Annotated in this window: 11 protein-coding genes; 5 read left to right on the forward strand and 6 right to left on the reverse strand. The window is 69.9% G+C overall.

Features of this window, described 5'->3' with window-relative positions:
- Together argS and RL72_RS01720 are read right to left on the reverse strand one after the other, a co-directional pair.
- On the reverse strand, positions 1-1,351 hold a 1,351-nt coding region (gene argS, locus RL72_RS01715; protein ID WP_045249079.1), incomplete at its 3' end, for an arginine--tRNA ligase.
- A 42-nt stretch (positions 1,352-1,393) separates the two neighbouring features.
- A complete protein-coding gene (locus RL72_RS01720; protein ID WP_052674115.1) occupies positions 1,394-2,371 on the reverse strand; it encodes an N-acetylglucosamine kinase in 978 nt (325 codons plus the stop codon).
- A gap of 120 nt (positions 2,372-2,491) precedes the next feature.
- Here RL72_RS01720 and RL72_RS01725 point away from each other — a divergent pair, with 120 nt between their 5' ends.
- Genes RL72_RS01725 through RL72_RS01745 form a run of 5 tightly spaced genes read left to right on the forward strand, consistent with a single transcriptional unit; the run spans position 2,492 to position 7,570 of the window.
- Entirely contained in the window at positions 2,492-3,427 is a 936-nt protein-coding gene (locus RL72_RS01725; RefSeq protein ID WP_169748192.1) for a MurR/RpiR family transcriptional regulator, read from the forward strand.
- Positions 3,424-4,176 carry a sugar isomerase domain-containing protein gene (locus tag RL72_RS01730; RefSeq protein WP_045249081.1) on the forward strand — a complete coding sequence of 251 codons (753 nt, stop codon included), beginning with the start codon at positions 3,424-3,426 and terminating at the stop codon, positions 4,174-4,176. Before RL72_RS01725 ends, RL72_RS01730 begins: the two co-directional genes overlap by 4 nt.
- 57 nt (positions 4,177-4,233) lie before the next feature.
- Entirely contained in the window at positions 4,234-5,652 is a 1,419-nt protein-coding gene (gene ngcE / locus RL72_RS01735) for an N-acetylglucosamine/diacetylchitobiose ABC transporter substrate-binding protein (protein ID WP_045249082.1), read from the forward strand.
- Positions 5,649-6,671 (forward strand): carbohydrate ABC transporter permease, encoded by a 1,023-nt coding sequence (locus RL72_RS01740; RefSeq protein ID WP_052674116.1) that lies wholly within the window; start codon positions 5,649-5,651, stop codon positions 6,669-6,671. The genes ngcE and RL72_RS01740 overlap by 4 nt, the downstream gene beginning before the upstream one ends.
- On the forward strand, positions 6,668-7,570 hold the full coding sequence (locus tag RL72_RS01745; protein WP_045249083.1) for a carbohydrate ABC transporter permease: 903 nt from the start codon (positions 6,668-6,670) through the stop codon (positions 7,568-7,570). The genes RL72_RS01740 and RL72_RS01745 overlap by 4 nt, the downstream gene beginning before the upstream one ends.
- Before the next feature lie 66 nt (positions 7,571-7,636).
- Here RL72_RS01745 and RL72_RS01750 read toward each other — a convergent pair whose 3' ends face one another.
- The 4 genes from RL72_RS01750 to RL72_RS01770 form a co-directional block, all read right to left on the reverse strand.
- A complete protein-coding gene (locus RL72_RS01750; protein WP_045249084.1) occupies positions 7,637-8,842 on the reverse strand; it encodes a Gfo/Idh/MocA family protein in 1,206 nt (401 codons plus the stop codon).
- A gap of 67 nt (positions 8,843-8,909) precedes the next feature.
- Positions 8,910-11,072: a hypothetical protein gene (locus RL72_RS01755; protein ID WP_052674117.1), complete on the reverse strand. Its 2,163-nt coding sequence runs from the start codon at positions 11,070-11,072 to the stop codon at positions 8,910-8,912.
- Positions 11,073-11,174: 102 nt separating this feature from the next.
- Entirely contained in the window at positions 11,175-12,584 is a 1,410-nt protein-coding gene (locus RL72_RS01765) for an alpha-L-fucosidase (RefSeq protein WP_248700333.1), read from the reverse strand.
- Positions 12,581-14,599 (reverse strand): DUF2264 domain-containing protein, encoded by a 2,019-nt coding sequence (locus tag RL72_RS01770; RefSeq protein WP_248700334.1) that lies wholly within the window; start codon positions 14,597-14,599, stop codon positions 12,581-12,583. Before RL72_RS01770 ends, RL72_RS01765 begins: the two co-directional genes overlap by 4 nt.
- Positions 14,600-14,604: the final 5 nt, after the last annotated feature.

Raw genomic sequence — 14,604 nt, forward strand, 5'->3', positions numbered from 1 at the left:
AGTCGGCGGCGTTGCGTGCCACGTTGTGGGTGCGCGCGTGCGCGTACTGCACGTAGAACACCGGATTGTCGTTCGTGCGCTTCTGCAGCAGCTCCGGATCCAGCGACAGCGGCGAGTCGGCGGGAGAGCGCTCCAGCGAGTACCGGAGCGCATCGGTGCCGAGCCACTCGCGCAGGTCGTCCATCTCGATGATGTTGCCCGCGCGCTTGCTGAGGCGCGCCCCACCCACCGACACGAGCTGCCCGATGAGCACCTCGACATCCTTCTCGGGATCGTCGCCGGCCGCGCCCGCGAGCGCCTTCAGACGGTGCACGTAGCCGTGGTGGTCGGCGCCGAGCAGGTAGATCTTGTGCTCGAAGCCCCGGTCGCCCTTGTTCAGGTAGTAGGCCGCGTCCGCAGCGAAGTAGGTGTACTCGCCGTTCGAGCGGCGGATCACGCGGTCCTTGTCGTCCCCGAAATCGGTGGTGCGCACCCACACCGCGTCGTCCTGGTCGAAGACGTGGCCCTGGGCGCGCAGGCGGTCGACCGCCTGGTCGACGAGGCTCGGACCGCCGTCCTCCCCCTTCGCGTGCAGGATCCGCTCCGAGAACCACACGTCGAAGACGACGTTGAACTTCGCGAGCGACTCCTTCTGCTCGGCGAGCTGGTACCGGTAGCCGAGCTCGCGCGCGACGAGCAGCTGTTCGGCATCGTCGAGGGTCAGGAAATCGGGCCGGTCTGCGAGCACGCGCTGCGCGATGTCGGCGATGTAGCTCCCCGCATAGCCGCCCTCCGGGGTCGGCTCGCCCTTCGCGGCCGCGACGATGGAACCCGCGAAGCGCTCCATCTGCGCGCCGGCGTCGTTGATGTAGAACTCGCGGGCGACGGTCGCACCGCTCGCGTCGAGCAGGCGCGCGATCGCGTCTCCGAGAGCCGCCCAGCGGGTGTGCCCGATGTGCAGCGGCCCGGTCGGGTTGGCCGACACGAACTCGACGTTGATCGAGCGCCCGGCCTGCGAGTCGTTCCGCCCGTAGGCCTCGCCCGCATCGACGATCACCTTCGCGAGCGCGCCGGCAGCGCCGGCCTCGAGGCGCACGTTGAGGAAGCCGGGTCCCGCGACCTCGGCCGAGGCGATCCGGTCCACCGTCGCGAGCCCGTCGGCGATCTGCTGCGCGAGCTCCCGCGGATTCGTGCCGAGCTGCTTGGCGAGGCGCATGGCGACGTTGGTCGCCCAGTCGCCGTGGTCGCGGTTGCGCGGACGCTCCAGCACGATGTCGGCGGCGTCGAGCGCGAGCGGCTCCCCGGGTCGTCGCTCGTCCGCGATCGGGACGAGGACGGACAGGATCGCTGCGGCGAGGGCTTCGGGATTCATAGGGTTCCGATTCTACGGCGTGCCGCCCGGCGGACCGTCGCGTCAGACCGGGATCCCGGTGCGCACGCGCGCGAGCGTTCCCTCGTCCACGGCGACGCCGGCGTGCCGCAGGGCGAGCATGGTCGCCCCGGCGGCGCCGCTGTCCACCAGCACGAACGGCTGGTCGCCGAACGCGTTCGCGAGATGATCGCGCAGCAGCCGCTGCGGGACGCCGTCCCGGGACACGATGCTGCCGCCCGCGACGACGGGCCCCGGCCGCGCGCTGACCAGCTCGAGCGTGCGGACGAGCTGCTCGCCGGCATCGGTCAGGATCCGGACCGCGACGGGATCCTGCGCGTCCGCCGCATCGAACACGAGCGGCGCGAACTCGGCAAGCTGCACCGGTCGCCGGGTGTAGAGCGCCCGGACCAGCTGCTCGAGGGCTGCGGGGCGCCCCTCGGCGCTCCGCCCCTCCCCCACGGCCCCGGTCGCCCGCAGCACCAGGGACGTCAGGACCGTGGACGGCCCGATCCCCTCGAGCTCGTCCACCGCGGCCGCGGCCGCACCGCGCCCGATCCAGAAGCCGCTGCCGCGGTCGCCGAGCAGCCAGCCCAGACCGTCCGCGGTGGCGACGATGCGTCCGCCCTCCACGCGCACCGCGCTCGCCCCGGTCCCGCACACCACGCCGTACCCCACCGGGGCGACCGCGCCGCTCGAATACATCGCGAGCAGATCGGACTCGAACGTCAGCGTGCCGGCGAAGCCGTCCTGAGCGAGCGGATCCAGGATCCAGTCCGACGCGCCGCCGCGCGCATCGTGACCGGCCATCGCGATGACGATCCCCGCCACGTCGGCGAGGGTGGCGCCGGTGCCGTCAAGGGCCCCGGAGATCGCGCCGCGGACGCCGGCGAGCGCGGTAGGAATCCCCGATGAGGTGGGGTTTCCACTGCCACCGCGACCGTATCCGATGCACTCGCCCTCTGCGGTCGCGAGCACCGCCCTGGTGGACGTCCCACCCGCGTCGACACCCATCACGAGCATGTTGAACCCCAATTTGTTATCTGCCCTACTTGATTTTTCCGCCGGGAGCCGATGAGAATGTTTTTCACCCGAACCCCGTCGTAGCACGACGCGTTTTCACCGGAGGCTATGGTGCCACTCATGCAGGACGTCGGCAACGAGTTGTCGATCGCGCAGCGGATCTCGCTGCGGCGTCCCGCGATGCCCAAGGCCATGGCCAAGATCGCCGACGTGATCTCCGCCCACCCCACGGCCCCGGTCGAGCTCACGATCACCGAGCTCGCCGATCAGGCCGGCACCTCGGCCGCGACCGTCACCCGGTTCTGCCGCGCGATCGGCTTCGAGGGCTACACGCAGTTCCGCGTCGGCGTGGCCGCCGAGTCGGGCCGCGGCGACGCCGGCACGACCTGGCGCACCGACATCGCCGAGGACATCGGCCAGGACGACCCCGCGGACCGCGTGCTGCTGACGCTGCTCGGCCTGCACACGCGGAGCATGGAGATCACCACCGGCCTGCTCGACCTCGACGACGTCCAGCTCGTGGCCCGGGCGATCGCCGAGGCCCGGCACGTCGACATCTACGGCGTGGGCGGCAGCGGCGTCATCGCCGACGAGTTCCGCGGGCGCCTCTACCGCATCGGGGTGAACGCGCACTCGTGGTCCGACGTGCACGACGGTCTCACCAGCGCCGTGCTGCAGGACGCCTCATCGGTCGCCGTCGGGATCTCGAACACCGGCCGCACCGAGGAGACCATCGAGATGCTGTCGCACGCCCGCGCGGCCGGCGCCCTCACCGTCGCGATCACCACCGACGCCGACTCCTGGCTCGCCTCCAGCGCCGACGTCGCCCTGATCACCGCCTCCGAGAACCCGGCGCAGCGCCCGGACGACCTGTCCATCAAGCACGCGCAGCTGCTCGTCATCGACCTGCTCTACGTGCTCGTGGCGCAGCGCACCCTCGGCCAGGCAGCCACCCGACTCGCGGCCAGCGCCATGGCCGTGTCCGCCCACCGCCGCGGGCAGTCGTTCCCCGACGAACGCGGCACCAAACGCCAGAAGAAGGAGTCCACCCGATGAGCGCCTCCCCCCAGGATCTGCTGCGCGAAGCCGAGACACGCCTCGAGCGCCTCGCCGCCGACGCCGAGAACGGCGCGCTGGACCCCGCGATCGCCCTGCTCGTCGCGGCCCTCCGCGACGGCGGTGTCATCCAGGCGTTCGGCACCGGGCACTCCGAGGCGTTCGCGATGGAGATCGCGGGCCGCGCGGGCGGGCTCATCCCCACCAACCGCATCGCCCTGCGCGACATCGTCCTGCACGGCGAGCGCACCGCCGATGTGCTGACCGGATCGCTCGAGCGCGAGCCGTGGGTCGTCGATGAGCTCATGGCCGTCTCCCCGGTGACCGAGAACGACGTGTTCGTGATCGCTTCGAACTCGGGCGTCAACGGCTCGATCGTCGGCGTGGCGCTCTGGGCCAAGGAGCACGGCCACAAGGTGATCGCGGTGACGAGCCTCGAGCACACCGCGCGCGTCGAGCCGAAGCACCCGAGCGGCAAGCGGCTCAGCGAGATCGCCGACGTCGTCATCGACAACCTCGCCCCGTACGGCGACTCCACCCTCCAGGTCACCGACACGATCTCCGCCGGCGCGATCTCCTCGATCACCGCCGCGTTCATCGCCCAGCTCCTCACCCTGGGCGTCGCCCGCACCCTCGCGGACGCCGGCGAGGTGCCTCCGATGTACATCTCGGCGAACATCCCCGGCGGCGACGAGCACAACTCCGCGCTCGAGGCGCGCTACCTCGACCGGCTCCGTCGCGGCGCCTGAGCCCCCCAGACCCATCCTCCCCTCTCCCTCACCACCCACTAGGAAGGCAAGAATCACATGGAAACCAGAGACGCTTCCATCAGCCGTCGCTCACTGCTGCGCGGCGCGGCCCTCGCTGCCGTCATGGTGCCCCTCGGCGTCAGCCTGGCGTCGTGCGCGGCTCCGGGCGGCGGTGGCGGCGGCGGCGCCGCCGGCGGCACGAAGTCTGCCGACAACCCGTTCGGCATCGCGGCCAACTCGAAGGTCGACGCGGTCATCTTCAACGGCGGTTACGGCGTGGACTACGTCGAGAACGCGGCGAAGGTCATGGAGGGCAACAAGAAGCTCGGCGGCGTGACCGTCAAGGTCTCGTCCTCGACGAAGATCGCCCAGGAGCTGCAGCCGCGCTTCGTCGGCGGCAACCCGCCGGACCTCATCGACAACTCGGGCGCCAACCAGATCGGCTGGAACACGATCCTGGACCAGCTCGAGACGCTCGACGACGTCCTGGACGCGAACAACCTCGAGGGCACCAAGATCAGCGACACGCTCTACGGCGGCGTCAAGGATCCTGGCACCTTCGACGGCAAGTTCGTGGCCCTGAACTACGTCATGACGGTCTACGGCATCTGGTACTCCGAGAAGCTGTTCAAGGACAACGGCTTCACGGTGCCCACCAGCTGGCAGGACCTGAAGGCGCTGGGCGAGGCCGCCAAGGCCAAGGGCAAGTACCTCTTCGTCTGGGGCAAGGAGGCGGCGACGTACTACCAGACGCTCGTCGTCGACTCGGCGGTCATCCAGGGCGGCGACGACGTGCGCCTGCCGCTGGAGAACCTCAAGGCGGATGCGTGGTCGAACCCGATCATCCAGGACATCCTGAACATCTTCTACGAGCTGATCCAGGCCGGCTACATGAAGCCGGGCGGCGCGGGCACGCAGTTCACGCAGGCGCAGTCGCAGTGGAGCCTGGACCAGGCTGCTCTGCTCTACCCCTCGGGCTCGTGGATCGAGAACGAGATGAAGAAGCAGACCGCGGACGGCTTCACCATGAAGGGCATCGGCGAGCTCCCGCTCGACGGCAACCAGAAGACCCCCAAGGGCACCCTGCGCGCCGAGGCCGGCGAGCCGTTCATCGTCCCGTCCAAGGCGAAGAACCCCGCCGGCGGCAAGGAGCTGCTGCGCACGATGCTGTCCAAGGAGTCCGCGACCGCGTTCGCCAAGAGCAAGCTGGCCCCGACCATCGTCAAGGGCATCGTCCCCGACGACGGCTTCGGCTCGAGCGCCCTGGTGTCGCAGAAGGAGCTCCTCGACAAGGCGGGCGACAACGTCTTCACGATCAAGGCGTTCGGCCTCTACGGCATGAACTCCGACCAGCTGCCGATCTGGAACTCGTTCCTGGACGGCAAGATGACGGTCGCCGAGATCACCAAGGCGCTGCAGGACCTGACCGACAAGATCCGCAACGACAGCTCCATCAAGAAGATCGAGATCAAGTGAGCTATTCAACTCCCAGCGGGGGCCCGGGGCTGCAGACAGCCGCGGTCACTGCTGCTCGGGCGGGGGGCCGCAAGGCCCCCCGCCTGGGGCGGCGCCGGCTGACCTTCGACTACGTGTCGTTCCTGCTGGTGTTCCTCGTGCTGCCCGTGGCACTGTTCCTCGTGTTCGTCATCTCCCCGTTCATCCAGGCCGTCTACTACTCGATGACCAACTGGACGGGCTTCTCGCCGAACATGAGCTTCGTCGGGCTGAACAACTTCGTGAAGCTGTTCCAGGACTCGACCTTCCTGCAGGCGATGACCAACAACGCGCTGCTCGCCATCGTGGTGCCGCTCATCACCATCGTGATCGCGCTCGTCTTCGCGAGCATGATCACGGTCGGCGGCCCGAGCCACGGTCAGGTCCGCGGCCTCACCGGCTCCAGCTTCTACCGGGTGGTGTCGTTCTTCCCGTACGTCATCCCCGCGATCGTCATCGCGATCCTGTGGAGCATGATCTACGCCCCGAACGGCCTTCTGAACGGCGCGCTCGGGTTCCTGGGGATCGACACGAACAGCTTCGCGTGGCTCGGCGATCAGAGCACCGCCATGGGCGCCACCATCTTCGTGATCGTGTGGAGCATGGTCGGCTTCTACATGGTGCTGTTCATCGCAGCCATCAAGGGCATCCCGGCGGAGACGCTGGAGGCGGCGCGCATCGACGGCGCCGGACGGTATCGCACGGTGGTCTCGATCCTGCTGCCGCAGATCCGCGACAACGTGCAGACCGCCTACATCTACCTGGGGATCATGGCCCTGGACGCCTTCGTCTACATGGCCGGCCTCAACGCCTCCGGCGGCCCGAACAACAGCACCCTGGTGATGAGCCAGTACCTGTTCCGCACCGCATTCGAGAAGGGCCAGTTCGGCCTGGCCAGCGCCATGGGCGTGGTCCTCGCGATTCTGACGCTGGTGTTCGCCGGCCTCGTCATCGGCGTGTTCCGCCTCGTCGGCGGCAAGGACGAAGGAGGACGCGCATGAGTCTCGACACCCGCGCCGCCGTGACGGTCGACCCGAAGGCCGCCAAGCAGATCCGCGCGACGAAGTCCACGAACTCGGACAAGGTGGTCGGCGGCGTCTCGCACGTCGTGCTGGCGCTCTGGTCGCTCGTCGTGATCCTGCCGATGCTGTGGACCCTGCTCGGCTCGTTCAAGACGACGAAGGAGATCTTCAAGTCCCCGTTCGGCCTGCCGGCCAACTGGAACTTCGACAACTACGTCAACGCCTGGGTCAAGAACAACTTCGGCCCGATGTTCCTCAACACGGTCATCGTGGTCGGCTCGGCCCTGATCCTCGTGATGCTCCTCGGCGCCATGTGCGCCTACGTGCTCGCGCGGTTCTCCGTGCCGGGAAGCCGGGTGATCTACTACCTGATGCTCGCGGGACTCACCTTCCCCGTGTTCCTCGCGATCGTTCCCCTGTTCTTCGTCCTGCAGGGCATGGGGCTGCTGAACACGCTGCCGGGGCTGATCATCACGTACGTCGCGTTCGCGCTGCCGTTCACGGTGTTCTTCCTGTTCTCGTTCTTCAAGTCCCTGCCCTACGAGATCCAGGAGGCGGCCTACGTGGACGGCGCAAGCGAGTGGCGCACGTTCTTCCAGGTGATGCTGCCGATGGCCAAGCCCGGGCTCGCGGCCGTGGCCATCATGAACTTCCTCGGTCTGTGGAACCAGTTCCTGCTGCCCATCTCGTTGAACACGAACCAGGACAACTACGTGCTGTCCCAGGGCATGGCGGCCTTCGCGTCGTCCGCCGGCTACCAGGTGGACTTCGGCGCGATGTTCGCCGCGGTGATCATCACGATCGTCCCTGTGCTGCTGGTCTACATCCTGTTCCAGCGTCAGCTGCAGGGATCGGTGTCGCAGGGCACCTCGAAGTAACGCCTCCCCCGCGAAGGAGGGCCGCCCGCCAGGACGGCCCTCCTTCGTCGTTCCCGGCAGCGCGTCTCAGCCCCGTGCGGGCTGGTGGGCGGTGAAGTACTCGAGCATCTCGTCGGACAGGACGGGGATCTCCTGCGGCCGGGATCCGGAGCGGATCGAGATCGCGCCGGCCACCCCCGCGGCGACCGCGTCGCGCGCCGCGATCGGGTTGGTGTCGGTCGGGGTGCCGTGACGCACGAACTCGACGAACTCGGCGACGGTGAGCGGATCCGCTCCCCCGTGCCCGCCGTCGCCGCCGTCCTCGATCGGATAGCGCGCGTGCCCCTTCTCGAGGTAGTCGCTGCGCGCGTTCCAGAGGCGGATCTCGCCGCCGGTGCCGTCGTCGAAGTTCTCGATGCGCCCCTCGGTGCCGATCACCGTGTAGTTGCGCCAGTAGTCCGGCGTGAAGTGGCACTGCTGATAGCTCAGCAGCACGCCGGAGTCGGTGCGCATCATGATCATCGAGATGTCCTCGACGTCGATGACGGGATTCAGATCCTGCTGCGCGTGCGGCGGCCAGCTGTCCATCGAGAACCAGTCGCCCATGCGGCGGTCGGAGTTGTCGCGCCGCGACTCGACCGCGCCGTAGACCGCGAGGTCGCCGACGCCCACGACCGTCCGCGAGGACGTGCCCGCGAGCCAATGCATCACGTCGATGTCGTGCGCGCCCTTCTGCAGCAGCAGGCTCGTCGACTTGTCCCGCTCGGCGTGCCAGTCCTTGAAGTAGTAGTCGCCGCCGTGGCCGACGAAGTGACGGCACCAGATCGCCTTGACCTCGCCGATCTCCCCGCGATCGACGATGTCCTTCATCATGCGCACCACCTGCATGTGCCGCATGTTGTGCCCCACGTAGAGCTTGGACCCCGTGCGGTACGCGGTCTCCAGGATCCGATCCGCGTCCTCGATCGAGATGGCCAGGGGCTTCTCCAGGTAGACCGGGACACCGCCTTCGAGGAGCTCGACCGCGACCTCGGCGTGCGTGAAGTCCGGGGTCGTGACGAAGGCGCCGTCGAGCGTCACCTCCGACGCGAGCAGCTCGGCGACGGAGGCGAACACCGGCACGTCGCCGAACAGCTGCGCCGCACGGGCGCGGGACTGCGGCGCCGGGTCCACGGCCGCGACCACCCTGCCTCCCACCGACTCGACGTGCCGTGCCACGCCGGCACGGGCGCCGACGCCCACCACCGCCGCGCGGAACACCTCGGCGGTGGGGATCTGGTCGTCTTCTGTCATCTCTTTCCTTTCGGATCTGCGCGACGGGGCCGGACCGGGAGCGCCGCTCCGGCCCCGTCGCGACGGTCTATCGCACGGTCAGCGTCACGTACTGCGCGGCGTCGCCGGGAGTCTGCTGCTCCAGCCGCATGCGATCGTTCACGTACTGCAGGGCGAGCCCGCTGTTGCGGTTGACCAGGCGGTAGGTCGTGGCGCCGTCGAGGGAGGTGCCCTGGGTCGCCACCCGCTGCAGGTACCACTGATCGCTGCCGCCCGGTGTTCCGAGGCTCGCCGAGGTCAGCGGCGTGCCGTCGGCCTCCTGAGCGCCCACGCCGACCACGGCGTCCACCGCGCGCTTCTCGGCCGGCGTTGCTCCCGGAACCTGCAGGGTGCGGCCGGTCGAACCGTCGACGAGACGGTAGAACCCGCTGTTCTCGCCGTCGCCGCGGACGTCCTTCACCGGCTGGAGTCGCCAGGTGGTCACCCCCGTCGCCGCGCCGTTCCCGCCGTCCAGCCCGGGGCCCCGGTTCGCGGTCACGGCCTTGCCGCCGACGCGCAGCACATACGCCGAGTCGGCGTTCACCGCCTGCCCCGCCGTGTCGCGCGGCGTGTACTCCGTGCTCACCGCCGCAGATCCGGTCCCTGCCGTCTGCGCGATGTCGACGACCTTGCCGTTCAGATCCGAGATCGTCAGGAAGGAGCGCCCTGTGACGTTCTGGTTCGTCAGGCTGCCGTTGTCGAGCGAGGTGAGGTAGCCGCCGTTGGACCCGGCGGGCATGAGGCCGACGACCTTCCAGGAGTTCGGGTCGCCGAGGTCCGCGGTCTCGTAGACGTTTCCGTCGTAGCCGACGATGCGGTACAGGCCCGAGAACGCGTTGTACGAGATGGCCGACTCGTTGTTCGCCGACGGCAGGTACAGATGCTTCGAGACCGGATCCTTGTAGTACGCGCTGTTCGTGATGAGGTCGACGGTCTGCGCGGCACCGGAGGACGGATCCGTCTGGGTGACGTAGATGCCGCCCGTCACGACCTTGACGCCGTTCTCGTACTTGTCGTCGACGGCCTTGAGCGTCATGTCCTGCCCGGTCACGGGATCACGGTACGAGACCGTGCGGTCCGGAGCGGACTGCCCGGTCGCATCGTCCACGATCGTGTGCGCCAGCGTGTTCGCCGTGTACGTCGCCCCGGAGGCGTCCGCGAAGGCGATCAGGTGGTCGGCGCCGACCTTGGCCGCCTGGTACGAGGCGTCGGCGTGGTCGCCGGAGCCGTGCCAGGCGATGAGATCGGTCGCGGGGTCGTACGAGACGTTCAGCCCGCCGATGGAGTTCACGTTGCCGTCGATGCCGCCGACCCCCGGCTGCGACCACGCGCCGTCGTACCACTTCTGCCAGGTGCCGCTGGCCATACCGCCGCTGATCGGCGCGCGCGCCATCTCGGTCCAGCTGGCCAGGGTCGAGGACGCCGGCTTCTTGTAGATCTTCACGTTGTACGTGATGTAGAAGTAGCCGGTGGAGTAGTCGATGAACAGTCGGCAGCCGGAGTTCCCGAACGGGTAGGACTGGCCCGGCGAGGCCGCGGAGTCGATGACCTGGTCGTCGTCCCACGCCGACGTGAGCGCCGGCCCCGCGTACTGCCAGGAGCCGCCCTCGTCCTTCGACGTGGCGAGCAGGATCCGGTTGTTGTGATGGCCGGTGGAGACCTTGTCCGCGATCGAGGCGTTCGCCCCCTTGGTCTGCCAGGGATCGAACTGGTACTCGTCATTGAGCAGCGCGTGCCAGGTGCCCTGCGGATCCACCCAGACGCCGATGACGTCGCAGTGGTCGTCCTGCTGCGGCGAGGGGATGGGGAAGGTCGGATCCTTGTCGAGCTGGTAGCAGATGGTGCCGGCGTCGGCGTAGTAGGCCGGTGCCTGCACCCGCTGGGTCGTCGTGCCCATGCCGTCCGACACGGCGCCCATGTCGGTGTTCGTGAAGGTGCGCGCCCATGCGCTCCCGGGGTTGGTGCTGTAGGCCGTGAGGGCATTGGTCCAGTGGAACCGGCCGTCCTTGCCGAGGTAGGCGGAGCCTGCGATGTCACTCGTCAGGCCGCCCTTCATGGTCGTGCTGCCCGCCGCCGCGTACTGCGGCGGCGTCGGGGTCGTGTCGGCCTGCGCGGTGGCGGGCAGGGCGAGGGCGAGGACGGCGCCCGCGGCGAGAGCCGGGGTCATCCGCCGCCAGCGGGCTTTGCGATGTGCGGTGCGGTGCGGTTTCATGGTGATGCCCTTTCCTTTTCCTCTTCGAAGCGGAGGGTGGGGGTGTGTCCTTCCCGTTCCCCACGTCGCAAGCGCGGAACGGGAAGGCGCCCGCTCATGCGATCACACGAGCGCGACGTCCGGGTTGGGCTCGCTCAGGCCGTCCGCCGGGCCGGCAGGGCCGGTCTCGAGCACGAGGACGGCCGGCATGCCCGTCGGGGCGGGTGCCGCCAGCTGCACGGTGTGCGCGTCCAGCGGGGTGAAGGGCAGCTCGGTGCCGTCGGCCAGCGCGCGGACGGCGCGCAGCGCGACACCGGCGGGCAGCGCGATGGTGAGGAGCCCGGACACCGGGATCCGGACGACGATCGCATGCACGATGCCCGTCGGATCCTCGTCGGGCGTCTCCGGTACCTGAGGCGCCGTGTGCTCGAGCGGCGCCGTGTAGAAGCCCCAGCCGGGGTAGTCCCACCCGGCCGCGGGACCGCTGCCGTGCACGGCCGGCCCGTTCACGGCCATCCACGCGCCGACCTCCTCGGCCAGGGCGACCTCGACCGGGGCGAGGGAGCCGTCGCCGCGCGGCCCGAAGTTCAGCAGCAGGTTCCCCCCGAGACTCACGGTCTGCGCGAGCTGCTCCACGATCTGCGCCGGCGTCTTGCGCCCGCGTTCGGCCCAGGCCGAGTCGTGGAAGCCCCAGCTCGCCTGCGTGAGCGTGGCGCAGGCCTCCCAGTCGTGCGCGGTCACTGACAGGTCCCAGGGGGCGGGGAGACGCCGCTCGTAGCCGCTCTCGTAGTCGCCCATGAGGGCGCCGTTCGAGTCGAAATGCCGCGCGCCGTGGTCGTCGGCGCGCAGGCGGCTGTTCACGATCGCCCCGGGGATCCGCTCCTTGAGCAGTTGCTCGATCTCATGCGTCCAGCGGCCGTTGGCCTTGACGGAGGCGTCCCACGTGCCGTCGAACCAGAAGCCGCGCACCTGCGGGTACCTCTCCGCGAGCTCGAGCAGCTGGTCCGTCGCGAAGCGGAGATAGCGCTCGAAGGCCTCGCGGTCGGCATCGGAGTCGACCGTGGCGCGCCAGTCGGGATGATGCCAGTCCAGCACCGAGTAGTACAGATGGGTCGCGAGGCCCTCGGCGCGATAGGCCTCGAGGATCTCGCCGAGCACGTCCCGGCCCGAGGGCGTGGCGGCGACGGAGAAGTCGGTGTACGCGCTCGGCCACAGGCAGAAGCCGTCGTGGTGCTTGGTCGTGACGGTCACGTAGCGCGCCCCCATGCGCTTCGCCGTGCGCGCCCATGCGGCGGGATCGAAGCCGTCGAGGGTGAAGTCGGCCGTGAGGGCGCTCCACTCCTCGCGACTCACGCCGGCGGACTGCATGAGGAACTCCGCCGCGAACTCGATCGTGCGCCCCTTCCACGTCCCCGCGGGGAGCGCGTACAGGCCCCAGTGCACGAACTGTCCGAACCGGTCGGCACGGAACGCGCGCATGGTCGGATCCTCGCGGCGCCCGGTGCCGTCCGCGCCGTAGCGCAGCGGGATCACAGCGCCTCCCCTCTCGGACCGGTGAGCCCGGGATGACCGTCCCACGGCACGAAGGTCGCGAGGTCGAACTCCGCGCTCCGGCCCGACGCCCAGTCGACCCGCACGGAGGTGCCGTCGACGTGCACGCGGACGCGGCCGCGCCACTGCTGCGGATCCACGGCCCCACCGCCGTCGAGCACGTGCAGGGCGACCGCCACGGTGCGCCCCGTGCCGGTGCGCCCTTCCAGCGCGGGGGTCGCCGAATGGGCGCCCATCGCGTTCGCGTCGCGGTACCGGTGCACACCCGCGCGGGCCGGATCCCAGCCGTGCAGCCCGACGACGGCGGCGACCAGGCCGTCGCGTCCGCGCACCCACGCGCCGTCGTCGAACACGCCCGTCTCGAGCTCGGCGTCGTCGGCGACCGCCCAGCCGCCCTCGCGCATGGGCCACGGCCGATCGGTCTGCACCAGGTGCGCGCGCACCTCTGCGGTGCCGTCGCCCGCCGTCACCGTCGTCACCGCCGTCCCGGGAAGGGCCCGGCGGTGCAGCTGGGGGACGTGCACGGACCCGGCGAGCTCGCCCTCGACGCGCGTGGCGCGCAGGGTGCTGCGCCGGCTGCCCGCGCCTTCGTCGTCGAGCAGGGCGAAGTGCGAGTCGATCGCGTCGATCCATGCGGGGCCGGTGCCGGGCGCGGTGTGCGTGGAGTAGGCGAACTTCGCGTAGTGGGGGTCGTCGCGGTCCTCGTCCTCGCCGACGGGAAGAGTGGCGTGGTCCGAACCGTGGTTCGCCATCCGCACCACGCCGTCCTCCGCACCGCGCAGCACCCAGCCGACCGGCTCGAGGGGCAGCGTGAAGGATCCGCGATCGGCCGGCAGCGCCTCCTCTTCCGCCGTCCAGACGGGAGCGGTCGCCGGCTGAGCGAGTCCGAGGAACCCGATGCCCGCGAGGTACGGGGATCCGAAGCCGCTGTAGTCCTGGCACATCGGCTCGAACGCCTCGTACCAGCCGAGCGTCAGGGGCGCCCCGACACCCACCCCTTGTGCGGTGAAGCGCGAGAGCACGCCCGAGGCGAGCCTGCGGGTCTGGCCGGGGGTGAGCGCGCTGGCGCCGGACGCGTCCGCGCACCAGAAGGCGGCGAGCGCGGCGGTGCGATAGGTCAGGGAGCGCCCCTGGTGAAGGAGCGATCCGTCGGCGGCGACCATGTGCGCCTGCGAGGCGGTGAAGTCGTGCAGGCGCTCGAGGTGGCGCTGACCCTCCGGTGTGTGCACGGCGTCGGTCATGCGGTACCACGCCCACAGGTAGGGGTGGATCGCCCAGGCGTTGTAGTAGTCGATCGCGTGCTCGGGCCCGTCGGTGTACCAGCCGTCGCCGAGGTACCAGCTCTCCACGCGCGCCACGTTGCGCTGCGCGTGCAGACCGCGCACGTCCTCGTCCATCGAGCGCAGGAAGCCCTCGGCCATGGCGGGGAACAGCTGCCAGTTGTTCTGCCACACCTCGCAGCGCGCGTGATGGCGCAGCCATCCGGCGATCTGGAGCTGCTCGGGCCGGGTCAGCCCGGACCACAGCCGGTCCCTGCTGACATACAGGGAGAACGCGACGTTCGCCGCCTCGACGATCGAGTTCGTGATCCCGGTCAGCGGCAGCCGGCAGCTGACGCCCCGGGGCCACTCCTCGGCGCCGCCCTGCCTGGTGCCGGCCAGGAGCGCCCGCGAGTAGTACGCGAGGTGCTCCTGAACGGCCGGCTCCCCCGGGTCGGCGGCACCCGCGATGCGTGGCGCGGCGAGCAGGAACGACCGGCCCACGGCCTCCATCCCCTCCCGTCGCACCCCGTCGCCGGTGATGCGTCCCGGCAGTCGGGGCAGAGCGCCCTCTGGACTCGCGTGACGACGCACCTGGCCCAGCCAGTCGTCCGCCACCGCCTCCCACCGCGCCCTGCCCCAGCCCGTGAACGGGGAGAGGACCGGCTCCATCGCGATCGTCGTCGTGACGTCCTCCTGCACGGTTCCCTCTCCCCCGTCGCCCTCTCCCGCGTTCACGGATC

Origin of the sequence: Microbacterium azadirachtae (genome assembly GCF_000956545.1) — a bacterium.
Lineage (GTDB): Bacteria > Actinomycetota > Actinomycetes > Actinomycetales > Microbacteriaceae > Microbacterium > Microbacterium azadirachtae.